This is a genomic window from Clostridium putrefaciens (assembly GCF_900461105.1).
GTDB lineage: Bacteria > Bacillota > Clostridia > Clostridiales > Clostridiaceae > Clostridium_L > Clostridium_L putrefaciens.
Window position 1 is genome coordinate 1,486,370 of sequence record NZ_UFWZ01000001.1, and the last position, 24,598, is coordinate 1,510,967.

The 24,598-nt window shown below is 30.0% G+C and carries 23 protein-coding genes; 16 read left to right on the forward strand and 7 right to left on the reverse strand.

Going from position 1 to position 24,598, the window contains the following annotated elements; all coding sequences use genetic code 11:
• Positions 1–22: 22 nt before the first annotated feature.
• From DY168_RS06445 to DY168_RS06505, 13 genes are all read left to right on the forward strand, one after another.
• Positions 23–1,297 (forward strand): M16 family metallopeptidase, encoded by a 1,275-nt coding sequence (locus DY168_RS06445; protein WP_115641019.1) that lies wholly within the window; start codon positions 23–25, stop codon positions 1,295–1,297.
• An 85-nt stretch (positions 1,298–1,382) separates the two neighbouring features.
• The gene (locus tag DY168_RS06450) at positions 1,383–1,658 is read left to right on the forward strand and encodes a YlmC/YmxH family sporulation protein (RefSeq protein ID WP_115641020.1); all 276 of its coding nucleotides are present in this window, start codon (positions 1,383–1,385) and stop codon (positions 1,656–1,658) included.
• Positions 1,659–1,705: 47 nt separating this feature from the next.
• Positions 1,706–2,902, forward strand: a complete 1,197-nt coding sequence (gene dapG, locus DY168_RS06455) for an aspartate kinase (protein ID WP_115641021.1) — start codon at positions 1,706–1,708, stop codon at positions 2,900–2,902.
• Between the two features lie 54 nt (positions 2,903–2,956).
• A complete protein-coding gene (locus DY168_RS06460; protein ID WP_423237230.1) occupies positions 2,957–3,673 on the forward strand; it encodes a ClpP family protease in 717 nt (238 codons plus the stop codon).
• 98 nt (positions 3,674–3,771) lie between these two features.
• A complete protein-coding gene (locus DY168_RS06465; RefSeq protein ID WP_115641023.1) occupies positions 3,772–6,060 on the forward strand; it encodes an FtsK/SpoIIIE family DNA translocase in 2,289 nt (762 codons plus the stop codon).
• Positions 6,061–6,139: 79 nt separating this feature from the next.
• On the forward strand, positions 6,140–7,477 hold the full coding sequence (rimO, locus tag DY168_RS06470; protein ID WP_115642437.1) for a 30S ribosomal protein S12 methylthiotransferase RimO: 1,338 nt from the start codon (positions 6,140–6,142) through the stop codon (positions 7,475–7,477).
• Positions 7,461–8,051 carry a CDP-diacylglycerol--glycerol-3-phosphate 3-phosphatidyltransferase gene (pgsA, locus tag DY168_RS06475; RefSeq protein ID WP_115641024.1) on the forward strand — a complete coding sequence of 197 codons (591 nt, stop codon included), beginning with the start codon at positions 7,461–7,463 and terminating at the stop codon, positions 8,049–8,051. The genes rimO and pgsA overlap by 17 nt, the downstream gene beginning before the upstream one ends.
• Before the next feature lie 138 nt (positions 8,052–8,189).
• Positions 8,190–9,290 carry a recombinase RecA gene (gene recA / locus DY168_RS06480; protein WP_115641025.1) on the forward strand — a complete coding sequence of 367 codons (1,101 nt, stop codon included), beginning with the start codon at positions 8,190–8,192 and terminating at the stop codon, positions 9,288–9,290.
• A gap of 207 nt (positions 9,291–9,497) precedes the next feature.
• The gene (gene rny / locus DY168_RS06485) at positions 9,498–11,051 is read left to right on the forward strand and encodes a ribonuclease Y (RefSeq protein ID WP_115641026.1); all 1,554 of its coding nucleotides are present in this window, start codon (positions 9,498–9,500) and stop codon (positions 11,049–11,051) included.
• 171 nt (positions 11,052–11,222) lie between these two features.
• Positions 11,223–11,483 carry a stage V sporulation protein S gene (locus tag DY168_RS06490; RefSeq protein ID WP_115641027.1) on the forward strand — a complete coding sequence of 87 codons (261 nt, stop codon included), beginning with the start codon at positions 11,223–11,225 and terminating at the stop codon, positions 11,481–11,483.
• 143 nt (positions 11,484–11,626) lie between these two features.
• The gene (locus DY168_RS06495) at positions 11,627–12,820 is read left to right on the forward strand and encodes a pyridoxal phosphate-dependent aminotransferase (protein ID WP_115641028.1); all 1,194 of its coding nucleotides are present in this window, start codon (positions 11,627–11,629) and stop codon (positions 12,818–12,820) included.
• A gap of 74 nt (positions 12,821–12,894) precedes the next feature.
• Entirely contained in the window at positions 12,895–13,356 is a 462-nt protein-coding gene (locus DY168_RS06500; protein WP_115641029.1) for a PTS sugar transporter subunit IIA, read from the forward strand.
• Between the two features lie 65 nt (positions 13,357–13,421).
• Positions 13,422–13,682 carry an HPr family phosphocarrier protein gene (locus tag DY168_RS06505; RefSeq protein ID WP_115641030.1) on the forward strand — a complete coding sequence of 87 codons (261 nt, stop codon included), beginning with the start codon at positions 13,422–13,424 and terminating at the stop codon, positions 13,680–13,682.
• Between the two features lie 43 nt (positions 13,683–13,725).
• On the opposite strand, the gene DY168_RS06510 is transcribed toward DY168_RS06505, so the two are convergent.
• Positions 13,726–13,947 carry a DUF378 domain-containing protein gene (locus DY168_RS06510; RefSeq protein WP_115641031.1) on the reverse strand — a complete coding sequence of 74 codons (222 nt, stop codon included), beginning with the start codon at positions 13,945–13,947 and terminating at the stop codon, positions 13,726–13,728.
• A gap of 127 nt (positions 13,948–14,074) precedes the next feature.
• On the opposite strand from DY168_RS06510, the gene purB reads away from it, so the two are divergent.
• Positions 14,075–15,505, forward strand: a complete 1,431-nt coding sequence (gene purB, locus DY168_RS06515) for an adenylosuccinate lyase (protein WP_172556284.1) — start codon at positions 14,075–14,077, stop codon at positions 15,503–15,505.
• A gap of 244 nt (positions 15,506–15,749) precedes the next feature.
• Positions 15,750–16,745, forward strand: coding sequence for a tyrosine recombinase XerC (locus tag DY168_RS06520; protein WP_115641032.1), 996 nt, complete (start codon positions 15,750–15,752; stop codon positions 16,743–16,745).
• A 155-nt stretch (positions 16,746–16,900) separates the two neighbouring features.
• Here DY168_RS06520 and DY168_RS06525 read toward each other — a convergent pair whose 3' ends face one another.
• Both DY168_RS06525 and DY168_RS06530 read right to left on the reverse strand, forming a co-directional pair.
• Positions 16,901–17,341, reverse strand: coding sequence for a hypothetical protein (locus DY168_RS06525; RefSeq protein ID WP_115641033.1), 441 nt, complete (start codon positions 17,339–17,341; stop codon positions 16,901–16,903).
• A gap of 180 nt (positions 17,342–17,521) precedes the next feature.
• Positions 17,522–19,000, reverse strand: a complete 1,479-nt coding sequence (locus DY168_RS06530) for an ISLre2 family transposase (protein WP_115641034.1) — start codon at positions 18,998–19,000, stop codon at positions 17,522–17,524.
• Between the two features lie 277 nt (positions 19,001–19,277).
• Between DY168_RS06530 and lexA the strand changes: the two genes are divergently transcribed.
• The gene (gene lexA, locus DY168_RS06535) at positions 19,278–19,886 is read left to right on the forward strand and encodes a transcriptional repressor LexA (RefSeq protein ID WP_115641035.1); all 609 of its coding nucleotides are present in this window, start codon (positions 19,278–19,280) and stop codon (positions 19,884–19,886) included.
• Positions 19,887–19,950: 64 nt separating this feature from the next.
• Here the strand turns inward: lexA and DY168_RS06540 are convergent, their stop codons facing one another.
• The 4 genes from DY168_RS06540 to mutL all read right to left on the reverse strand — a co-directional run bounded on the left by DY168_RS06540 (position 19,951) and on the right by mutL (position 24,550).
• The gene (locus DY168_RS06540; protein ID WP_115641036.1) at positions 19,951–21,234 is read right to left on the reverse strand and encodes a methionine gamma-lyase family protein; all 1,284 of its coding nucleotides are present in this window, start codon (positions 21,232–21,234) and stop codon (positions 19,951–19,953) included.
• Between the two features lie 106 nt (positions 21,235–21,340).
• A complete protein-coding gene (hfq, locus tag DY168_RS06545; RefSeq protein ID WP_115641037.1) occupies positions 21,341–21,568 on the reverse strand; it encodes an RNA chaperone Hfq in 228 nt (75 codons plus the stop codon).
• 108 nt (positions 21,569–21,676) lie between these two features.
• Entirely contained in the window at positions 21,677–22,600 is a 924-nt protein-coding gene (miaA, locus tag DY168_RS06550) for a tRNA (adenosine(37)-N6)-dimethylallyltransferase MiaA (protein WP_115641038.1), read from the reverse strand.
• A 48-nt stretch (positions 22,601–22,648) separates the two neighbouring features.
• Complete coding sequence (gene mutL / locus DY168_RS06555; protein ID WP_115641039.1) at positions 22,649–24,550, reverse strand: DNA mismatch repair endonuclease MutL; 1,902 nt, start codon at positions 24,548–24,550, stop codon at positions 22,649–22,651.
• Positions 24,551–24,598: the final 48 nt, after the last annotated feature.

Genomic DNA, 24,598 nt, shown 5'->3' on the forward strand with positions numbered 1-24,598 from the left:
TATTTTTTATGGAGGTTTTTTTATGTACAAGTTATTTAAGCTTAATAATGGTCTTAGAATCGTTGTAGAAAACATAGACTATGTGAAATCTGTAAGTGTAGGCCTTTGGATAGAAAATGGATCAAGAAATGAAAGCTTAAACAATAATGGAATTTCGCATTTTATAGAGCATATGATGTTCAAAGGAACATATAAAAGAACCGCTAAACAAATTGCAGAAGAAATTGAAGATATTGGCGGACAAATGAATGCTTTTACAGGTAAAGAAGCTACCTGTTTTTATACTAAAACTTTAGATACTAATTTGGAGTTAAGTCTTGATATATTATCAGATATGATTTTAAATAGTAAATTAGAGGATAAAGATATTGAAAAAGAAAAAAGTGTAATTATTGAAGAAATAAATATGAGTGAAGATTCGCCAGAAGATGTACTTTCTGATATACATAGCATTTCTACTTGGGGAAAGGATCCTTTATCCTACCCTATTCTAGGTAATATAGATACAGTTAAGTCTTTTAATAGTAATATGCTTAAAGAGTATATGGATGACTACTACACGCCTTTAAACGCAGTTATATCTATATGTGGTAATTTTGAAATTGATTCAATTGAAGAATTAGTAGAAAAATATTTTGGCAATTGGAAATTTAACAATAAGAAAGAGGTATCTTATTCCTCTCCTGATATATTAAATCATCATTTGTGTAAGAAAAAGCCAATAGAGCAACTACATATAAACTTAGGACTTCAGGGAATACCTTTAGGAGAAGATAATATATACACATTACTTCTTTTAAATAATGTTTTTGGTGGTGGAGTGTCTTCATTGCTATTTCAAAAGGTAAGAGAAGAATTAGGATTATGTTATAGTGTCTATTCCTATACTTCATCATATAATAATACCGGGGCCCTAAATATTTACACAGGAGTAAATCCAAAACAAGGTGTAGAGGCCATTCAGGTTATAAACGAAGAACTTAAAAAGTTTATCTTAAGTGGAATCACAAAGGAAAAGTTATCTAAAAGTAAGATTCAAATAAAGGCAAGTTATATGCTAGGACTAGAAAGTACTAGCAGTAGAATGTTTAGTAATGGTAAATCAGTTCTGTTTTTAAATAAAGTAAATACTCCAGAGGATATAATAAGAAAGATAGATTCAATAAATAACAATACAATACAAGATGTTTTTGAAAATTGTTTTAAAGGTGGTATATTGAATTCAGCTTTTGTAGGAAATATAGACATATCTAAATTAGCTAAGGGTACAGGACTTAATATTAAAGAGGTATTATAATCTATTCTCCTTATAGTAATAAACATATAAATAATTTCATAAATTATAAGAACACAATTTATAAAATTATTGGGGGGTTGCTATTATGGGAGATAATATTAAGCTTTATAGTGAAATGGAAAGATATGAGATTATAAATATTAACGACGGAGAAAAGTATAATTATTTAGGCAATAATGATATAATTATTGATACTAATGGTGAATTTAAAGTTTTAATAATACATAATTCTAAAGGTAAATTTAATTTCTTTAGTAATGAAGAATTTTATGAAATACCATGGGATTATGTCAAAAAAATAGGTGCTAAAACTATAATAATAGATATTGAAGAAAAGATTATTAAAAAGACTAAAATGTAAGTTGATTTTTATTTGATATCTAAATACCCTTTTGAGAGGATGAGTTTATGAAAATACTAGTTCAAAAATTTGGTGGTACCTCTGTATCAACTATAGATAGAAGAAAGTTAGTTGTCCAAAAGGTTATGGAGGCAAAGCAAAAAGGTTATAACCCCGTGGTAGTAGTTTCTGCTATGGGCAGGAAGGGTGAACCTTATGCAACAGATAGTCTCCGTTCTTTAGTTACAGATACATTTAAAAGTGAAAACCCTTTAGCTACGGATTTACTTATGTCTTGTGGAGAGATAATAAGTTCCGTTGTTATGTGTGATGAATTTCATAAAGTTGGAATAAAGGCGTCACCTTTAACAGGAGGTCAGGCAGGTATTATTACTAATAATATATATAATGATGCCTCTATGATTAAAGTTGATACAAAAAAGATATTAGATCTTATAAAAAGTGATACTGTTCCTGTTATTACAGGATTTCAAGGATATAATGAAGAGGGATTTTTTACTACTCTTGGGCGAGGAGGAAGTGATATTACAGCATCTTTACTCGGAGCTTCGCTAAAGTCTGAAGAGATAGAAATTTATACAGATGTAGATGGTATAATGACTGCTGATCCTAGAATAGTTATGGAACCTAACCTAATACATTGTATAAGTTATAACGAAGTATTTCAGCTTGCAGATCAAGGTGCTAATGTAATACATCCTAGGGCTATAGAGATAGCTATGCAGGGTAATATACCTCTAAAAATTAAAAATACTTTAAGTGAGTGTAAAGGAACCTTGATAAATAGTTTAGGAGAAAAGACTGAAGGTTCAATAGTTACAGGGATAACCCACATGACAAATAGAATTCAAGTTCAATTAGTGCTAAATCAAAACAAAGATAATGTGGATTACGGCAATGTACTAGAAGTGTTAGCAGAAAATCATATAAGTATTGATTTGATTAATGTTTTCCCAAATGAAAAAATATTTACTATTGATTCTAAAGATTTATTAAAGTTAAAAGATATAATGAATAAATCAGATTTAAAGTATTCCTTTATAGAAGGTTGTAGTAAAATTGCTATTATAGGGAATAGAATAAAAGGTGTGCCAGGTGTAATGGCTAAAATATTAAGGATACTTAAGGATTCTAATATTGAGGTATTACAAACAGCAGATTCACACACCACTATATGGTGTTTAATATATGATAAGGACTTAGAGAGAGCTATTAACTTACTTCATAAAAAGTTTTTAAAATAACAAGTATAAAACCCTCCATATATGAACAACATATTAATATATGGAGGTATATATATGATAATTAAGAATAATGATGAAGAAGAATACGAAGAAGACGAAGACATAGAAGAAAACGGCGTACAAAGTCAAATGAGTAAGATTAAAGAGTTAGGTAGAGTTCAAGTTTCGGATTTTAATGAAGAAATTCAAGTGTTACCTATAATAGGTCAAATAGAAGGTCATGGAGTATTACCACCTCAAAGCAAAACTACTAAGTATGAGCATGTAATACCCCAACTTATAGCAATGGAACAAAGTGATAAGGTTAAAGGCGTTTTGATAGTGTTAAACACTGTTGGTGGTGATATTGAAGCAGGTCTTGCTATAGCAGAGATGATAAACACATTAAGCAAACCTACAGTATCATTAGTTATAGGTGGTGGACATTCAATTGGTGTTCCTTTAGCTACTGCTGCAGATTATTCATTTATATCACCCTCTGCTACTATGATAATTCATCCTATAAGAATGAATGGATTAGTTATTGGAGCACCTCAGACCTTTAATTATTTTAATAAGATGCAAGAAAGAGTAAATGATTTTATCTTAAGGACTTCAAACATGGAATTAGACACATTAAAGAAACTTATGATGGAAACAAACGAATTATTAAATGACATGGGCACAATACTAGTGGGAGATGAAGCCGTGAAATATGGTCTTATAAAAGAAGTCGGCGGAATAAAAGATTCTATTGGAAAATTAAGATCTTTAATTGATAGTAAAGAGTAATAACAAACCATAGGCTTATTCCTATGGTTTGTTATTATCTAAGTGCTATTAAAGGGATATTTATTTGTTTCGTAGAATATAACTATGGGGTGAAAAGTATGGCAAGTAAAAAAAAGGCTAAAGATAAAGAATATGATGAGGAATTTAGAAAAGAGATAATAGGTATAGTATTTATAACTATAGGAATATTTTTATTTATAAATACTTTAACTTCTTCACTAGGAATCTTAGGACAAGCTTTGAATAAAGCATCTTGGTCATTAATAGGTATTGGTACCTATTGTGTACCTTTAATGTTCATATTTTATGGAATAAGCATAATTTTAAGAAAAAATTCTCTAAATAGAAGGCTTGTAGGTTGTTATCTGTTTATAATTAATTCAATATTGTTCATTCAAATTATTTACATAGAAGAGTATTATAAAGAAAGCTTTTATGAGGGGTTTAAAACAATAATTAATACTAGTAATAAGTTTCACGGTGGTCTTATTGCTTATGTAATAGATGTACCTTTATATAAATTAATAGGTAAAACAGGGTCAATATTAGTATTTGCATCTCTTTATATTATAAGCATAGTAATAATTTTCAACTTTTCCTTTTATAATTTTGCAATTGATTTTAAAACCAAAACCAAAACTAAAACCAAAACCAAAACTAAGTCTAAAACCTTAAAATCCATTGAAAAAGATAGCACATCAAAAATATATAAAGAAGAGGATGTTCCAGAAGGCATAAAAGATAGGGACGAATTTATTAAAGGCATAAATAATAAGATTAAAATATTAGACTTTATGAAAAACTCTTCTGTAGATTCAGAATCTATAGGAGAAGATGAATACAAAGGCAAAGACATACTTATTGATACATATGAAGAAACAAGTTCTAAATCTAAGTTAGATAAGGAAGTTAAGGATGTTATAGATAAAGAAATATCATCAAAAATAGAAAGTAATAAAAAAGATGTGCAGTATAAAGCTCCATCAATAGATCTTCTTAATATAAACTCTAATTTAAAACTTAATAAAGATGATAAAAAAGATTTACTTACAAGTGCATCTAAATTAGAAGAAACTTTAAATAGTTTTGCTGTAGAGGCAAAGGTGATTCAGGTTACAAAGGGACCATCTGTAACAAGGTATGAGCTTCAGCCAAGCCCTGGTGTAAAGGTAAGTAAGATTGTTAATTTATCAGATGATATAGCACTAAGTCTTGCTGCAAGTGGAGTAAGAATAGAAGCCCCTATCCCAGGTAAGTCAGCCGTAGGTATTGAAGTTCCAAATAAAGATATAACATCTGTATTCTTAAAAGAAGTTGTAGAATCAGAAGAGTTTATAAATAGCACCAAAAACTTAGCATTTTCTTTGGGTAAAGATATTGGTGGAAATTGCGTTGTAGCTGATTTAACAAAAATGCCACATTTACTAATTGCAGGAGCTACTGGTTCTGGTAAAAGTGTTTGCATAAATGCACTTATAATAAGTTTATTATATAAATATTCACCAGAGGAAGTAAAGATACTTATGGTAGATCCTAAGATGGTAGAACTTAATGTATATAACGGAATACCACATCTTTTGATACCAGTAGTTACAGATCCTAAAAAAGCAGCTGCAGCTTTGAACTGGGCAGTTAATGAAATGACTAGAAGGTATAAGTTATTTGCAGAGTGCGGAGTTCGTAATATAGAAACTTACAATGAATTATTTAATAAGAAAAAGATTGATACAAAGATTCCTTTGATAGTTATTATTGTAGACGAACTTGCAGATCTTATGATGGTTTGTCCGCATGATGTAGAAGATTATATTGCAAGGCTATCACAAATGGCAAGAGCTGCAGGTATGCATTTGGTTATAGCAACCCAAAGACCATCTGTAGATGTTATAACAGGGGTTATAAAGGCTAATATACCTTCTAGAATATCTTTTTCAGTATCAAGTCAAATTGATTCTAGAACAATTCTAGATTCAGCTGGAGCAGAAAAGCTACTTGGTAAAGGTGATATGCTATTTTATCCTGTAGGTGAATCAAAACCAATTAGAATCCAAGGTGCTTTTATATCAGAAGAAGAGGTCGAAAGAGTTGTAAGCTTTATAAAAAACCAAGAATTAAATAAAGAAAGTTATGAAGAGAAGATATTAAATCATATTAATGATGAAGTCAGTAGTAGCTTATCTACAGATGAAGATGAGCTTTTAGAAGAAGCTATAAGGGTTGTAGTTGAGTCAGGACAAGCATCTACATCTTTACTTCAAAGAAGATTAAGGATAGGATATAATAGAGCAGCTAGAATAATGGAACAGTTAGAAGCTAAAAATGTAATTTCTCTTAAAGATGGTAGTAAACCAAGAGAAATATTATTATCAAAAGAAGATATACTATAAAATATATAAAAACCCTTGTTTAATAGTTAAAGAAGATTTAAAATTAATGTGTATATCTAAACGACTAGGAGGAAAGAATTTGAACAAATATAAGGTAGGATTGGTTAGTCTAGGCTGTGATAAGAATAGAATAGATTCTGAAATAATTTTAAGCAAACTAAATGACCAATATGAAATTACAAATGATCCTAAAAAAGCAGATATTATAGTGGTAAATACCTGCGGATTTATTGAAAAATCAAAACAAGAGTCTATTGATACTATACTAGAGATGGCAGAATTTAAGAAAAAGTACAACTGTAAGCTATTGATTGCAACAGGGTGCTTAACTCAAAGGTACGGAAAAGATATCACAGAATTAATACCTGAGATAGATATCTTAATGGGTGTTAATGATTACGATAAGCTTATATCATATATAAAAGACTTTATGGAAGACAATAAAAAGATAACAAGCTTTAATTTTAGTAACCAAAATATAAACGAGGGTGAAAGAATAATAACAACTCAGGGACATACTGCTTATATAAGGATAGCAGAAGGCTGTGATAACTTTTGTACTTATTGTATAATCCCTAAAATCAGAGGCAGTTTTAGAAGTAGAAAACTAGAAAATATCCTTGATGAGGCAGAAAAACTAGCTAAAAGTGGTGTTAAGGAAATTATATTGGTAGCTCAAGATACTACTCGCTATGGTGAAGATATTTACAATGAAAAGATGTTACCAAAGCTATTACAAAAAATTAGTTTAATTGAAGGTATAGAATGGATAAGGGTTCTTTATTGTTACCCAGAACAAATTACTGATGAGCTTATATTAGAAATTAAAAACAATAAAAAGGTTTGTAAGTATTTAGATATCCCACTACAACATATAAGTAGTGATATTTTAAAACGTATGGGAAGAAAAACTAATAAAGATCAAGTAATAAATGTTATAGATAAGTTAAGACATAATATTCCCGGAATCATTTTAAGAACTTCAATTATAGTTGGATTCCCTGGTGAAACTAAAGAAAACTTCGAAGAATTAAAAGACTTTGTAAAAGAATATAAATTAGATAGACTAGGCGTATTTACCTACTCTCAAGAGGAGGATACTCCTGCTGCTATTATGGAAGATCAAATTGAAGAGGAAGTTAAACTTTTAAGGGAAGAGGAATTAATGTTAATACAAAAAGATGTGTCTAATTATATTAATTCTAAAAAGCTAAACAATATATATGATGTTATTATTGAAGGATTCGACAATGGTATTCATTACGGTCGTAGTACTGAAATGGCTCCAGATGTTGATGGAACTATAATGGTTGAAAGTGATACTCAACTAGAAAAGGGGAATATAGTTAAAGTTAAAATAAAAAGCTGTCTTGAATATGATTTAATGGGAGTTGTTTTAAATGAATCTTGCAAATAAATTAACAATAGTGAGAATATTTTTAGTACCCATATTTCTTATATTTATAACTGCACAGGATATACCCTATGGCACAATAATAGCAACAGTTATATTTATAATAGCTGCACTTACTGATAAGTTAGATGGATATATAGCAAGAAGTAGGAATCAAATAACTAAGTTTGGAAAGTTTATGGATCCATTAGCAGATAAGCTTTTGGTTACAGCGGCCTTAATATCCTTAGTTGAATATCAAATAGTACCTGCATGGGCAGCAATAGTGATAATTGCAAGAGAATTTGCAGTAACAGGACTTAGAAGCATTGCAGCCTCAGATGGAAATGTAATTGCGGCTAGCTATTGGGGTAAACTTAAAACTGTGATTCAAATAATGGCAATAATATTATTGTTATTACAAGTAAATATTGCAGCTCAACCAGAACTTACAGATAAAGTTTATAATAGCAATTTGCTTAAAGGATTCTTTAACTGGGCACCTGAGATATTTTTATATCTTGCAGTAATTATAACTATAATATCAGGATTAGATTATTTTATAAAAAATAAAAATTCCATAAGCATAGATAAATAATATATTGATTAAGAAAGTAAAATAGGGCAACAATTTAATATATACATATCTTTAAATCTATTATAATAGATGTTGACTATTGGAATATTCTATCTTATAATATAATAGAACTAATGTTCTGGAAGGTTGGTGACCGTAATGGGTAATGTGGATAATGAAAAATTAAAAGCAATTGAAACTGCTATGAGTCAAATTGAAAAACAATTTGGTAAAGGATCTATAATGAAACTAGGCGGTGGAAGCTTACTAACTGTAGATTCTATTTCTACAGGATGTTTAGATATTGATATTGCACTAGGAATAGGTGGTGTACCTAAGGGAAGGGTTATTGAGATATATGGACCAGAATCTTCTGGTAAGACTACTGTTGCACTTCATGTGGTGGCAGAGGCACAGAAAAATGGAGGAACGGCAGCTTATATAGATGCTGAGAATGCATTAGATCCAGCCTATGCTAAAAGACTAGGGGTAGATATAGATAGTTTAATTGTGTCTCAACCAGATACGGGTGAGCAAGCACTAGAAATAACAGAAGCTTTAGTTAGGTCAGGAGCCATTGATGTAATTGTAGTGGATTCTGTAGCAGCTTTAGTTCCAAGAGCAGAAATAGAAGGCGAAATGGGAGACTCTCATGTAGGCCTACAAGCAAGACTTATGTCTCAAGCATTAAGAAAGCTTTCAGGAAGTATTAATAAGTCAAAATGTGTAGCTATATTTATTAACCAACTAAGAGAAAAAGTTGGTGTAATGTTTGGTAGCCCAGAAGTTACTCCAGGTGGAAGAGCTCTTAAGTTTTATTCATCTGTAAGACTTGATATAAGAAGAATTGATTCAATTAAACAAGGTGATGAGGTTGTTGGAAATAGAACTAGAGTGAAGGTTACAAAAAACAAAGTAGCGCCTCCTTTTAAGCAAGCTGAATTTGATATCATGTATAATGGTGGAATTTCAAAAGAAGGTAGCGTTCTAGATATAGGCTCAAAAGAAGAAATTGTTCAAAAAAGTGGATCTTGGTTTTCTTATAAGGATGTTAGACTTGGTCAAGGTAGAGAAAATGCCAAGCAGTATTTAAAAGAAAATCCAGAACTCATGAAAGAAATAGAAATTCTTATAAGAGAAAGATTTAATTTACCTTTGAACAAGGTTGATGGAGAAAAGGCTAAATCATCAAATAAGGAATCTAAAACAGTAGATTCAAATAAAGATACTGAGTCAAAAGATACAAAACAAAAAAAATAACAGTGCTTTAAAAAACTGCAAGAATTATTCTTGCAGTTTTTATGCATCAATTCATCTTGACATAGATTTGAATTTAAAATATAATATAGACAAATACTGGTTTGAGATAATCAAATAGTATTTATAAAAAAAAGAATTAAACACCTTTTCTATGAGATAGGTTGACTAAAGCTTAAATTCACATAGAAATTAAGGAGGTGTTGTGACATGGATGCAACTTTTAAAATGATACTAATAACTATTGTTATACTAGCATTAGCTGGTATTGCCATATATATGATATTCCATAATAAAATCAAAGAATCTAAAAACAAACTTTTAGTTATGGAAAAAGAGGCGGAAGCAATACTTGTTAGCAGTAAAAAAGAGTCAGAGAACTTAAAAAAAGAAGCAATTTTAGAAGCTAAAGAAGAGGTTCACAAATTAAGAAACGATTTTGAAAAAGAGTCTCGTGAAAGAAGAAATGAAGTACAAAGATTTGAAAGAAGATTAATCCAAAGGGAAGAAGCTTTAGACAAAAAAAGTGATTCATTAGAGAAAAAAGAAGAGAACTTAAGTAATAAGATTCTACAAGTTGAAGAACTTGAAACCGGAGTGAAAGATTTATATTCACAACAAAGACAAGAGCTTGAGAGAATTTCAGGTTTATCTGCAGAAGAGGCAAAACAGATATTACTTGAAGAAGTGCGTAGAGAAATTAAACATGAAACTGCATTAATGATTAAAGATATTGAATCAAAGGCTAAAGATGAAGCAGATAAAAGAGCAAGAGAGGTAATAACTTGTGCAATACAAAGATGTGCTGCAGATCATGTATCTGAATCAACTGTACATGTAGTAGCTCTACCTAACGATGAGATGAAGGGTAGAATTATAGGCAGAGAAGGTAGGAACATAAGAACTCTTGAGACATTGACAGGTGTAGATTTAATTATTGATGATACACCAGAAGCGGTTATATTATCTTGCTTTGACCCTATAAGAAGGGAAGTTGCAAGGCTAGCCTTAGAAAAACTAATTGTTGATGGAAGGATTCATCCAGCTAGAATTGAAGAGATGGTTGAACGTGCTAAAAAGGATGTAGAAAATGATATCAAAGAAGAAGGCGAGCAAGCTACTTTTGAGACAGCTGTCCACGGACTACATCCAGAGTTAATTAAACTTTTAGGAAGATTAAAATACAGAACTAGTTATGGTCAGAATGTACTTAAACATTCTATAGAGGTTTCATATTTAGCTGCACTTATGGCATCGGAACTAGGACTTGATCCTACCATTGCTAAAAGAGCAGGGTTATTACATGATATAGGAAAGGCTTTAGATCATGAAATAGAAGGGCCACACGCTCTAATAGGAGCTGATATGGCTAAGAAGTATCATGAATCCGCTATAATAGTTAATGCTATTGCAGCTCATCATGGTGATGTAGAAATGCAATCTCTTGAAGCAATATTGGTTCAAGCTTCAGATGCTATATCTGCCGCTAGACCAGGAGCTAGAAGAGAGACATTAGAAACTTATATTAAACGTCTTGAAAAGCTTGAAGAGATTTCAAATAGTCATGAGGGCGTGGAAAAATCTTATGCTATACAAGCTGGAAGAGAAATACGTATAATTGTAAAGCCTGATCAAATTGATGATGCTGGAGCTATCGAAATGGCACGGGATATAGTTAAGACTATAGAAAGTGAATTAGAATACCCAGGTCAAATAAAGATTAATGTAATAAGAGAAACTAGAGCTATAGATTATGCTAAATAATTAAACAAAAATAAAATACACTTTGCTTTAGCAAGGTGTATTTTATTTTTAAATATATCTCTATACAGAAAGGACTTTTTACATATGTGTAGAATTATAGTAGTTATAGTAATGTATTAACTATTATTGTTTAAACGCAATAGTTGAGTTTATATATAGGGGGTAAAATTAATGGAAATATTAAAAGTATCTACTAAATCTAATCCTAACTCCGTAGCGGGAGCTTTAGCGGCCGTATTAAAAGAAAAAGATACTGTAGAAATTCAAGCTATAGGAGCAGGGGCTGTTAATCAATCTATTAAAGCCATAGCAATAGCAAGAGGTTTTGTTGCACCTAGTGGTAAAGATCTTATTTGTGTGCCTGCATTTACAGATATTGAAATTGACGGGGAAGAGAGAACTGCGATCAAATTAATTATCCAGTGTAGATAATTATAAAAAAAGGAGTTGCAAGTATAAGATCATTTATCTTTTTGATGAAATAATATCGGTAAAGGTTTTCAAAGCGTGTTAAATCTTTTATATCTATAAAAAATATAAATACAAAAAATATATTTTAAACGGGGGAAACATAAATGAAACTTTCTTTAAAAGCAAAACAAATAGAACCATCTTTAACTTTAGCTATTACAGCTAAGGCTAAGAAAATGAAAGCAGAAGGTATAGACGTAATTGGGTTCGGGGCAGGGGAACCTGATTTTAATACTCCAGAAAACATTCAAAATGCAGCTATACAAGCTATGGAAAAAGGATTAACAAGATATACACCAGCCTCAGGAATTATTGAACTTAAAGATGTTATTTGTGAAAAGTTTAAAAAAGACAATAATCTTTCTTATGATTCGTCACAAATAATTATATCTACAGGTGCAAAGCAATGTCTAGCTAATGTATTTAAAGCTATATTAAACCCTCTTGATCAGGTTATAGTGTCTACACCATATTGGGTAAGTTATCCTGAACTTATAAGACTTGCAGATGGAGTGCCGGTATATGTAAATAGTGGAGAAAAAAACAATTTTAAGTACACTTTAGAATCTTTAAAAAGTGCAGTAACAAACAAGACAAAGGCAATTATAATTAATAGTCCTAATAACCCTACAGGAACCTTGTATAGTGAAGAAGAGTTAATTCTTATAGCTAATTTTTGCAAAGAAAATGATATAATAATAATTTCTGATGAAATCTATGAAAAATTAACATACGGAGACAAAAAACATATAAGCATAGCTAGTGTATCTGAAGATGCTTACAATAGAACTATAGTTATAAATGGTGTGTCTAAATCCTATGCAATGACTGGATGGCGGATTGGATATGCTGCTGGCCCAAAAGAGATAATAAAGCTTATGTCTAACATACAAAGTCATACAACTTCTAACCCTAACTCAATAGCACAATATGCAGCTATTGAAGCTATTTCTGGTAAGCAAGATACTATGGAATTTATGGTAAATGAATTTAGTGATAGAAAAGAGTACATGATTAATAGAATAGAAAAGATAAAAGGCATATCTGCAATAAAACCAGACGGTGCATTTTATGTAATGATAAATATAGACAATTTACTAAATAAAAAGAATAATAATGACGTTATAAAAGATTCATTAGATTTTTCAAGATTGCTTTTAGAACAAGAAAAAGTAGCCGTTATACCAGGGGATGCTTTTGGGGTTAACAATTACATAAGACTATCCTATGCTACCTCTTTAGATAATATAAAAGAAGGTTTAAATAGGATAGAGATGTTTATAGGTAAGATAATTTAAGTAGCCTGTTTTAAATAAGATAATTTAGTGTTATATTAATATAATAAACTTTAAATTAGATAGGAAGTGCTATTATGCAGAAGAGTTTAAGGTTATATCTACCAGTTGAAGGTGAAGTAAAACCAATTTCTGAGGTAAATGACTATTTATTTAATAAAAGAATAATGGGTGAAGGCATAGCAATAGAACCAAAAGGAAACTTTTTATATGCTCCTGTGTCAGGGGAGATAACATTGATTTATGAAGGACGACATGCTTTAGCCATAAAGACAGATTCAGGACTACAAGTATTAATACACGTAGGTATAGATTCTATTAAGTTAAATGGTAAGGGATTTGCCTATTATGTAAATAAAGGAGATTGCGTTGAAGCAGGGGATAAAATTTTATTTTTTGACAGAGAATATGTAGAAACGTACGCATCATCTACAACACCCATTGTAATAACAAATTCAGAGCTTATTTCTAACATATCATTTAATTATAAAGCCTGTAAAGTAGGAGATGTAATTATGGATATTACTTTAAAACCTTGAACTATGAAATAAACATGATATAATATAATAGCTAATTAAAAATTTAGGTTAAAGAGGTGAATACAATGATTTCAAAAGAGGTAATCGTTAAAAATAGTACAGGACTTCACGCAAGACCTGCTACGTTGCTTGTTAAAAAGGCATCTTCATTTAAATCAGATGTGAGCATAGAGTTTAATGGTAAAAAGGCTAATGTTAAAAGCTTAATAGGAGTTTTATCTCTTGGTGTAACAAGAGACTCTTCAATTACAGTTATGGCATCAGGAGACGACGAAACTCATGCAGTAGAAGAAATAGTTAAGTTGATTAAGTCATTAGAAGAATAAGAAAAGAAAAATGAAAAAGATACTCCTTTATGGAGTATCTTTTTTATTTTTCTTTAAAATTTATCAGTCTAGTTTTGAAAATGAAAACTAAAAGATTCACGCCTGAAATCCCTATAATAATGTATAAAAGTCTTTCTACAAAGTCAAAAGAACTAAAAAGTAAATAGAATATGTTGATATTAGCAACCCCGATTAAACCCATGTTTATTGATCCTATTATAACTAATATAAATGATATCTTATCAAAAACATTTAATTTATACATAGCATCCTCCTTATAATATCTAATATTAGTCTATTAATTTAAAAGTAAAATAGAACTATTTAAAAAAATATGATATAATACGAATAATAATATAATTAAAAACAAATACGTTCGTATGGAGGTAATTATGAGAAACCAATATTCTACACCGCTTAATAGTAGGTATTCTTCTAAGGAAATGAGCTATTTATTTTCCGAAGAATATAAGTTTACTACTTGGAGAAAGTTATGGGTTGCATTAGCAAGAAGTGAGAGAGAACTCGGACTTCAGATAACTGAAAAGCAAGTTTTAAAATTAGAAGAAAATATACATAATATAAATTATGAAGACGCTATAATGAAAGAAAAAGAAATAAGACATGATGTTATGAGTCATATTTATGCATATGGACTTGAATGTCCTGAATCAAAAGCAATAATACATTTAGGCGCTACTAGCTGTTTTGTTGGAGATAATACAGATCTTATAGTAATGAAGGATGCCCTTAATCTTATTAAAAAGAAGCTTTTAAATATAATAAATTCTCTATCCAAATTTGCAGTAGAATATAAAGATGTACCCACACTAGGATTTACACATTTCCAACCAGCTCAACTTACAACAGTAGGGAAAAGGGCGACTTTATGGATTCAAGATCTTATGATAGATTTAGAAAGCTTGCAATATGTAATAGATTCACTGAAGTTTAGAGGTGTAAAAGGGACTACTGGAACTCAGGCGAGTTTTATGAATTTATTTAATAACGATGAAGAGCTAGTAAAAAAACTAGATACATTAGTTGCTAGAGAATTTGGATTTAAAGAAAGTTATGATGTTACAGGCCAAACATATCCTAGAAAGATAGATTCTATAGTGCTTAATACACTTTCTGAAATAGCTCAAAGTGCATATAAGTTTAGTAATGACTTAAGGTTACTTCAAGGTATGAAGGAAATGGAAGAACCTTTTGAAAAGAATCAAGTAGGTTCATCGGCTATGGCGTACAAGAGGAACCCTATGAGGTCTGAGCGCATAGGTGCTCTATCAAGACTAGTTATAGTGAATTCTTTAAACCCTGCAATAACCGCTGCTACTCAATGGTTTGAAAGAACTTTAGATGACTCTGCAAATAAGAGAATAGCAATAGCAGAAGCTTTCTTAGCTTTAGATGGAGCTTTGAATCTTTATTCAAATATATCTTCAAATTTAGTGGTATATGATAAGATAATTGAATCTCATGTAACTAATGAATTACCTTTTATGGCCACAGAAAACATATTAATGGAAGCTGTAAAAAAAGGTGGAGACAGGCAAGAACTTCATGAAAGAATAAGAATACATTCTATGGAATCAGCAAGCAGGATTAAAAAAGAAGGACTTAATAACGACTTAATAGATCGAATAATAAATGATAAAAGCTTCCCTTTTACCGAAGATGAGATTATAAAAATTATAAATCCTAAAAACTTCATAGGAAGAGCTCCGGGTCAAGTTACAGATTTTATTCAATCTAAGATAAAACCTATACTTGAAAATAATTCTGATTTAATTGGCGGAATAACTGAAATTAACGTATAAAACTAATTTCAGGATTTTTGATTTCGTATATTTTATTTCTTAGCAAAAGGTATAAAGCATGTTAGAAACATACTTTATACCTTTTGCTTTATTCAATTTCAACATAAAATAAAGAATTTTATATTAAATAATAAAGACTCTACAAATAACGTCGCTAAATGTATATTTAGCGACGTTATTTACTTTTGTAAATAAGTAAGGTAAACTATATATAGGAATAATATATGAAATTTAGGTGATAATCATGAAATATAACATAAAGAGTATTTATAATCAAGATCTCCCCCCTTCTGCTATAGAGTTTTTAACTTATTTAGAAACTATTAAAGGTAAATCAATAAATACCATAGATGCATACAAAGTTGACTTAACTATGTTCTTAAGATTTATAAAAGCATACAAAGGTCTTTGCAGTGCTGATTTAGAATTTGAGGACATACCTATTAATGATGTAGATAAAACATTACTCAAACAAATATCCTTAACTGATTTATATGCATTTATATCATTTACCGAAAAACATAGAAATAATGGTAATTATGCTAGAGCTAGAAAAGTAGCTACTTTAAAGTCTTTTTTTAATTTTCTTAACAATAAAGCTAAGATAATTAATGAAAATCCTGCTACAGAATTAGAATCTCCAAAGATAAACCAAAGGAACCCTGTATATTTAACTCTTACTGAGAGCCGCACCCTTCTACATTCAATGGATAAAAGGGAGAAAAATTATCAGAGAGATTATTGCATAGTAACCATATTTTTGAACTGTGGATTAAGACTTTCAGAACTATGTGGTATAAACATTTCTAGAATTAAAGATGATACTTTAACTGTTATAGGTAAAGGAAATAAAGAAAGGACTGTTTACTTAAATCAAACCACGTTAAACGCTATAGATGATTATTTAAAAGTAAGGGATGCATCAAAGGTTTCAGGAAGTGATAAGGATGCTTTATTTATAAGTTCAAAAAATAATCGAATAAATAAAAGAAGTGTTGAAAGAGTAGTAAAAAAACATATAAAAGCAGCGGGGTTAGATAGTGAAAAGTATACTCCTCACAAATTAAGACACACCGCAGCAACTTTAATGTACAAGCATGGTAATGTAGATATAAGAAGTCTTCAAGATATATTAGGTCATGAAAACATATCTACTACCCAAATATATACACACGTAGATGATGAAAGATTAAGAGAGGCGGTAAAATCCAATCCTTTAAACCAAGACGAAATTATATGATTTTAAAGAAAAATATAGAACCACAATGGCCATTTGTACCTATAAAGTTATTTTGAAATCCAAAATAAAATTACAGAGGCAATTGATTTTCAATTTACCTCTGTAATATTTAAATTTAAATTAGTCTACAATTCATTTTTTTATCTACGTATCCCCTACTCTTTTCCCTTTAATATTATTAATCCTGGGTAGGCTTCAGTTGCTAACGAATTAAAATCTGACTCATTATCTAATATACCTTTTACATCTTCTAAATCTTCTATAAAATAAACCTTTTTATTATCTACTTCTTCTACGAATGAATCATTTATGTCTTCTAAATTAAAAGTCTTGTCATTATCTCCATAAGAATCATAGTTAGAAGCATTATCATTGAGTACACTTTTTAAGTTTTCTGAGTTATTTGGGAATTTGTCCCCTTCTAAAACATAGTTCTCTAAATCTTCCATATTTATAGAACGTACCTCGGACTCTTGTGGATCTAAACACTTAAAGCAATTGTCACAAACTTTATTTGGAGCTAAGTCACACATATCATCTTCTGTGCTAGATTCATAATTAGATAGTTTGTTTTTATTTTTATCTATAGCAATCACCTCTATCTTAAATTTATAATATATTAAACTTTAGTATTATATTATACCACAAAGATTTTAAAAATCAATTTCAACAAATAACTAGGTTTGAGTCAAGTAAAAGTGGGCAACTATTTTCTTTGATTTATTATCCATTATTTTACATGAGGTATTTATAATTTACCCTACCCATTTTTATTCTTAATTGTAACTAAGATCTCCAAATCCTTTTAATCCACAAAGTCTTTGTATTACTTTTCTTCCAAAGGTAACCGCAGCTCCACTATAAGGAATAGGCGCGGTATGTATCTTATATTCTTTAGATTTCGTACCCTTTTTATTAACCGCGGAAGCGGATAAAGGTATTTCACGAATTACAGCATCTATAACACCCTTCGGGATAATGTTTTTATAGATTTTATCCAAGGTACTAAATAATCTATTGCTGAACTTTTCTGCTAAAATTTTAGATAAGTTATCGGCTCCATTAATAGACCAGCTCATTTTTCTACCTTTCATTCTATGTGCTAACACATCGCAAATGTTATGTTCCATAGTCCCTAATTGCCTATATTCTATCCCTTCGGGTGCCGTAGGCATAGTTATATTGTCTCTTAATTTATATGGAACTAGGCCCTCTTTATTATGTACAAAATAGTCATATAGCTCTGTAAGCTTTTTAAAAACAACTTCATCTTTATTATTTTCTATCATCATGTTAACAATTGCTTCCAACCCTTCATCAACTTTCCCTTGCCTAAATAACTTAAGTAAGACTTTCTGTTCTTTTTTATCACTTACTTTTCTAATAATTGCTTGGCTTATATGAAATGGATCCAGTTGAAAGTGTATGTCTTGATCTTCACAGGTTGCTTTTATCCACTTTGCACCATCTCCATTTAATATCCTAGTTTCTATTTCATCAACATTATACTTTTCAGCAATGGTTGCTTCCGCAACTTTTTTAAAGTGGCTAGAACTATTAAAACTTGCACAAACAGTTTTATCAATAACAACATATTCTTTTTTACTACCTGGACGCAACTTCCAACCTGTATAAGATACTGCTAATTTAAGTTCTTTTTTTCTATTCTTACCCTTTGGTCTATCTTTTCCCTGAATGGATAACCATACCCCGTCTTGCTCCTGAAATAGCACTGGTACTTCCTTTTCGCCTTTCAACGCACCTTTTTCATTTAGTTCAATCTTACGCTTTTCTAGTTCATTTATCTTTTCTCCAACCATTTGAACTATGTTCCAAACTCCTTGAGCACTAATTTCCTGATTACACATTGTTTTTATATTTTCAGCTGTTTTTCTAAAAGATACTTCTGACACGTTAGTTAAAATAGTTTCTACAAGATTTATAGATACATTACCTATGGTGTCCATGCCTAGATACTCATCTAAAAGGAACTTAGTAGCTGTTTTACCATCTTCAAGTTCAAACTGATAGATACGTCTTGAATATTCAACATCCCCCATAATCGTTCTTAAACAAGTCTTTTTAAGTCCCTTATTTCTATATACTTTAATATCTCTTTCTTTAAGTAGCTTTTCATCTAAAGCTTCCAACACATTTTTTAAAACATGGCAGGCTTCATCACAAACCATCTTATAAATCTTTTTCTCTATCTCCTTGAAAGTTAAGCCGTTTTCATTTAAACTAACATTATACATAAATTCAACTCCATTCAGTTTTGTCTAGATAATAAAATTATAATGGATAATTTATGTATTGGGGAGATGTTTTTGCATCTCCTTTTATTTATATAGTTTTTTATACTAGTTCTGCCTACTAAAATTATACTCTAACAAATAACTAGAAAAATATACTAAAAATATATAAAAGAAAACTTTTTGTAAATGTTATCAATTTAAAAGAACATAGGTTTGAATTACTTAAGATTGTATGATATAATTAATATTAATAATTAAGATTGTGGGGTGTTTATTAATGACGGAACAAGCAAATTCAAAACAAGAAGAAATATACGCATTTTTAAAGAGTTATACTGAATTAAAAGGGTATCCTCCTTCAGTAAGAGAGATATGTGAGGCAGTGTCATTAAAATCGACTTCTACTGTTCATGGACACTTAAAAAGATTAGAGAAAAAAGGTTTTATAAAAAGAGATCCTACAAAACCAAGAGCCCTAGAAATATTGGAACTATCCATGTCTAAAAAGGAAATGGTTGATATCCCAATCATAGGAAAGGTTACTGCTGGATTACCTATATTAGCTGTAGAAAATATTGAAGATACATTCTCTATGCCTATGAACTTTGTTAAACACGATAAGGACTTATTTATGTTAAAGGTAAGTGGAGATAGTATGATTGAAGCCGGTATACATAGTGGCGATTTGGCCATTATTGAAAAGGGCGAAACTGCAATCAATGGAGAAATCATTGTAGCGTTAATAGAAAACGAAGCTACAATAAAAAGATTCTTTAAAGAAGACGGTTTTATAAGACTTCAGCCAGAAAATAAAAGTATGAGCCCAATAATAATAAAAGAATGTGTTGTTTTAGGGAAGTTAGTAGGAATATATAGAAGATATTAGAAGGCAATAAAAGCACTAAAGTTATAGTGCTTTTATTGCTTTATTGCTTTATTGCTTTATTGCTTTACTGTTTTATTATTTTAGATAGTGCTATTAAAACTCCGAGTTTACCATGATCAAAGGTTAATCCACCTTGAAGATAAGCTATATATGGATCTCTTATAGGTGCATCTGCTGAAAGTTCTATGGATGATCCTTGAATAAAGGCTCCAGCAGCCATTATTACTTGATCTTTATATCCTGGCATTTCCCACGGTTCACATTCTACAAAGGAATCTATAGGTGAACCTTTTTGTATTCCCTTACAAAAATTAATCAAAAGATCTTTATCATTAAACTTTATAGCTTGTATTATATCACTTCTTTTATCGTCAAACTTTGGCATAACTTCAAAGCCTGAAAGTTCCATAAGCCTTGCAGCAAATACAGCTGTTTTTACCGCTTCCATAGATATATGTGGTGCTAGAAAAAGACCTTGGAATAATTGTCTCATCACTCCAAAAGTTGATCCACACTCCCCTCCTATACCCGGCACTGTTAATCTAAAGGAGGCTTGTTTAACATATTCCTCTTTTCCAACTATGTACCCTCCTGTAGGAGAAATACCACCACCTATATTTTTTATTAACGAACCTGCCATTAAATCAGCACCAACATCTGTAGGTTCTTTTGTATCTATAAATTCACCATAACAGTTATCAACAAATACAATTACATCTTTTCTTATGGACTTTATAAATTCAATCATTTCTTCTATTTCAGAAATCAAAAATGACTTTCTCCAACCATAACCTGTAGAACGTTGTATATGTATAAGCTTTATACTTTTATCAGTTTCAAGCTCTGATTTTATAGATTTAAAGTTAACTTTACCTTCCACCAAATCTAATTGTTTGTAATTTATCCCATATTCTTTAAGTGAACCAATATTTGTTTCATTGCTTATTCCAATTATTCCATGAAGGGTATCATAAGGAGTACCACAGATAGATAACATAGTATCATTAGGCCTTAAATTACCGAAAAGCGCTGTACCTATTGCATGTGTACCATTTACAAAGTGCGGTCTTACAAGTGCCGCTTCTGCATTAAAGATACTGCAATAAACCTTTTCAAGGGCATCTCTTCCAATGTCTCCATAACCATAACCTGAAGAGTTAGTAAAGTGTATATCACTTATCCTTTCGTTTTGAAGTGCCATTAAAACCTTTGATTGGTTATATTCTCTTATCTCATCGTACATTTTAAATTGTTCATCTATATCTTTTAAAGTTATTTCGTATAATTCTAAAATTTTATCACTTATTCCGTAATTAGATTTATATAGTTCTTTTGTAGCATTAAGCATTATTTAGTCTCCTTTGAATTTTAAATTTATATGTAAGCATAATAAATTAATAGGCAACTTAGTTGCCTATTAAAACCAAAAATCAAATAAATTATTTAGTGAAACCTTAATCGTTATTAAATGAAATTGGCTTTAGTGGTGTTATTGTTGTTATAGCATGTTTATATACTAGCACTTCTTTACCCTCTGAATCAAGTATAATAATAAAATTATCAAAGCCTTTAACTAGACCTTTTAGCTGAAATCCATTAGTAAGATACATAACTACGGGTATCTTATTTTTTCTTGATTCATTTAAAAATATATCTTGTAAGTTATTTGTTAATTTAGTCATATCATCATCCTCCAAAATTTCGTTAAGATAGTATTGTATAAACATAGAAAATATCCTTTTTAGGTTGTATAAATTAATAGTTAATATATATTATAATAGAGAACCTAATCAACTTCTTACTTCTTTAGTAATAGTGTTTAGTATTTCTTCATCTGAATATATATCTTTATCTATATACTTAACTCGAGGGTCCTTTCGGAACCAAGTTAATTGCCTTTTTGCATAATTTCTAGAATTTTGTTTTATATCCTCTACAGCATCATCTAAGGTAGTATCTAAACTAAGATATTTTAGTAACTCCTTATATCCGATGCCTTGCATAGATTGTAATCTACCATTGCAACCTAATGATTTTAACTTAATTACCTCTTCTAAAAGGCCCTGCTGCATCATAGTGTCTACTCTTTTGTTTATTCTATTATATAAATCTTCTCTATTCATAGTAAGGGCATAATAATATATGTCATAAGGAACATCATATAAATCATCTCTTTTAAAAGAACTAAAGGGCTTCCCTGTAATGTGATAAACCTCTAAGGCTCTAATAACTCTTTTAGAATTGTTTGGATGGATTTTATCATAACTTTCTGTATCTATATCCTTAAGCATACTATGAACATATTCTTTCCCTTTTTCTTCTGTTAAGTTTTCAAGATAATTTCTATAATCAATATCTTTATTACCTTCAGTAAAATCTAAGTTACATATAATAGAATCAATATAAAGGCCCGTACCACCTGAAATTATAGGTATCCTTTTCCTACTAATGATATCTTTAATCTTTTCAGTGGCTAAAGATTTATATTCTGCAACTGTAAAACTATCCATAGGAGATATAATATCTATTAAATGATGTGGTACCTCTTCTTGAAATTTTTGTTCTACCTTAGCTGATCCAATATCCATATCCTTATATATTTGCATAGAATCTGCTGAAATTATTTCTCCATTAATACTTTTAGCAAGCTTAATAGATAGTTCTGTTTTACCAACTGCTGTAGGCCCTGTGAGTATTATTAATTTGTCTTTCATTTAGATCACCTTAATTAAATAGTTTATGTTAGAGTGGAATAACATAAACTATTGTACCCTTTTAAATTTTTTTTCTAATTCATAATTACTAAATTTTATAACCGTTGGTCTACCATGAGGGCAAGTAAAAGGCTCTTCTATTGTAGAAAGCTCTTTTAATAATGATTTCATCTCATCTAAAGACAGTTTATCATTTCCTTTTATGGCAGACTTGCATGCCATAGTTGCAATTCTATTATACTTTACAACATCCGTACTTCCTGTACCGAAATTTTTAATATCATCTAATATAGATAAAAATGTGTTTTTAACATCTAGTTTACCTAACATATAAGGAACTTCTCTAATATATAAGGTGTTTTCACCAAATTCTTCTATATGAAATCCACTTTTTAAAAATAGTTCTTTATTTTCAATATAATAGCCAAAGTCCTCATAATTAAGTTCTAAAATACAAGGAGTAAGTAAGCTTTGTATTATTACACTTGAATCTATAATTTCTTTTTTATATTTCTCGAAAAATATTTTCTCGTGTGCTGCATGTTGGTCTACAATGTATAGTGTATGATCATATTCTGCTAATATATAGGTTTTATTATATTGACCTATTAGATTTAACGGCGGAAGTTTGTCTTTTTTAAAGATATCTTCGTCTAGCTGAATCTCAGCCCTAGACATATCATGGCTTTTTAAATCCACTGGAATATATATAGTTTCCATAGTTATATCTTCTTTATTTAAAATAACATCATCTTCAGTTATATAACCCTTAGTATTATTAAAAGTATCCTTTTGTATACTAGATAAATCATCATGGCCATATTTATAGTCATGACTTTTAGGTTCACTTGAATTTTCAACAGAGTTTGAATTCTCTTTTAGAAAGTTTATCTTTTCATAAGGAGAATCTTCATAAATACTTGGTTTGTTTTTTTCTTCAGGTAAATAAAAACTGCCTTCTAGATGATCTTTTAATTTATTATGAACTGCATTAAATACTGAAGAATAAATTATCCTTTCATCTTTAAATTTGATTTCTGCCTTAGTTGGATGTATATTAACATCAATATACTCAGGGAAAATATCAATAAATATTATGAAAAATGGATGATTATTAATGGTCAAAAAACTTCTATAAGCATTTTCTACAGCGGTGGTTATAGTTCTATTTTTGATAAATCTTTTATTAATAAAAATGGATTGGTTATTTCTACTCTTTCTGCTTATCTCCTCAGTACCTATATATCCATATACAGATAATGTGTCTTTATGACTTTCGAAATATATAGAGTTATCAGCTATAGTTTTACCATAAACGCTTCTTATGCTATCTAGATTATTAGATGTTCCATAAGTACTTAAAGACTTTTTATTATTATTATAATAACTAAAGGATACGTCAGGATTAGAAAGAGCAATTTTACTTACAATCTCACTAATCAATGAAGTTTCTCTTGTTTTAGACTTTAAAAACTTCTTTCTTGCAGGCACGTTATAAAACATGTCTCTTACTTCTATAGTAGTACCTACATTGCACCCAACTTCTTTTATGGATTCAATCTTCCCCCCAGATACAAAAATCTCTACACCAAAATCATTAGAGGCTATTCTAGAAGATAGTCTTACCTTAGATATTGCGGCTATACTAGCTAAAGCCTCTCCCCTAAATCCTAGAGTGCTTATATTGTATATATCTTCAATAACTGAAATCTTACTTGTGGCATGGGGTATAAAGGCAGTTTTTATATCATCAGGATGTATACCTGCACCATCATCGATTATTTTTATTAAAGTTTCTCCACCCTCTTCTATTTGAATTGTAATATTTTTTGCCTTAGCATCTATACTATTTTCCAAAAGCTCTTTAACTACAGAAGAGGCTCTTTCAACAACCTCCCCTGCTGCAATTTTATTTGATGTATTTTCATCTAAAATATTAATTCTATCCAAAAGGTATCACCACCTTTTATTAATTTATATCATTAGCATTTTCACTAA

Coding starts and splice junctions, on each gene's coding strand:
- DY168_RS06490 (WP_115641027.1), top strand. CDS start 11,223: ATGGAAATATTAAAAGTATCTACTAAATCTAATCCTAACTCCGTAGCG.
- hfq (WP_115641037.1), bottom strand. CDS start 21,568: ATGACTAAATTAACAAATAACTTACAAGATATATTTTTAAATGAATCA.
- DY168_RS06500 (WP_115641029.1), top strand. CDS start 12,895: ATGCAGAAGAGTTTAAGGTTATATCTACCAGTTGAAGGTGAAGTAAAA.
- DY168_RS06540 (WP_115641036.1), bottom strand. CDS start 21,234: ATGCTTAATGCTACAAAAGAACTATATAAATCTAATTACGGAATAAGT.
- DY168_RS06530 (WP_115641034.1), bottom strand. CDS start 19,000: ATGTATAATGTTAGTTTAAATGAAAACGGCTTAACTTTCAAGGAGATA.
- miaA (WP_115641038.1), bottom strand. CDS start 22,600: ATGAAAGACAAATTAATAATACTCACAGGGCCTACAGCAGTTGGTAAA.
- DY168_RS06445 (WP_115641019.1), top strand. CDS start 23: ATGTACAAGTTATTTAAGCTTAATAATGGTCTTAGAATCGTTGTAGAA.
- DY168_RS06520 (WP_115641032.1), top strand. CDS start 15,750: ATGAAATATAACATAAAGAGTATTTATAATCAAGATCTCCCCCCTTCT.
- DY168_RS06460 (WP_423237230.1), top strand. CDS start 2,957: ATGATAATTAAGAATAATGATGAAGAAGAATACGAAGAAGACGAAGAC.
- rny (WP_115641026.1), top strand. CDS start 9,498: ATGGATGCAACTTTTAAAATGATACTAATAACTATTGTTATACTAGCA.
- DY168_RS06505 (WP_115641030.1), top strand. CDS start 13,422: ATGATTTCAAAAGAGGTAATCGTTAAAAATAGTACAGGACTTCACGCA.
- pgsA (WP_115641024.1), top strand. CDS start 7,461: ATGAATCTTGCAAATAAATTAACAATAGTGAGAATATTTTTAGTACCC.
- DY168_RS06495 (WP_115641028.1), top strand. CDS start 11,627: ATGAAACTTTCTTTAAAAGCAAAACAAATAGAACCATCTTTAACTTTA.
- DY168_RS06465 (WP_115641023.1), top strand. CDS start 3,772: ATGGCAAGTAAAAAAAAGGCTAAAGATAAAGAATATGATGAGGAATTT.
- dapG (WP_115641021.1), top strand. CDS start 1,706: ATGAAAATACTAGTTCAAAAATTTGGTGGTACCTCTGTATCAACTATA.
- DY168_RS06510 (WP_115641031.1), bottom strand. CDS start 13,947: ATGTATAAATTAAATGTTTTTGATAAGATATCATTTATATTAGTTATA.
- recA (WP_115641025.1), top strand. CDS start 8,190: ATGGGTAATGTGGATAATGAAAAATTAAAAGCAATTGAAACTGCTATG.
- purB (WP_172556284.1), top strand. CDS start 14,075: ATGAGAAACCAATATTCTACACCGCTTAATAGTAGGTATTCTTCTAAG.
- lexA (WP_115641035.1), top strand. CDS start 19,278: ATGACGGAACAAGCAAATTCAAAACAAGAAGAAATATACGCATTTTTA.
- DY168_RS06450 (WP_115641020.1), top strand. CDS start 1,383: ATGGGAGATAATATTAAGCTTTATAGTGAAATGGAAAGATATGAGATT.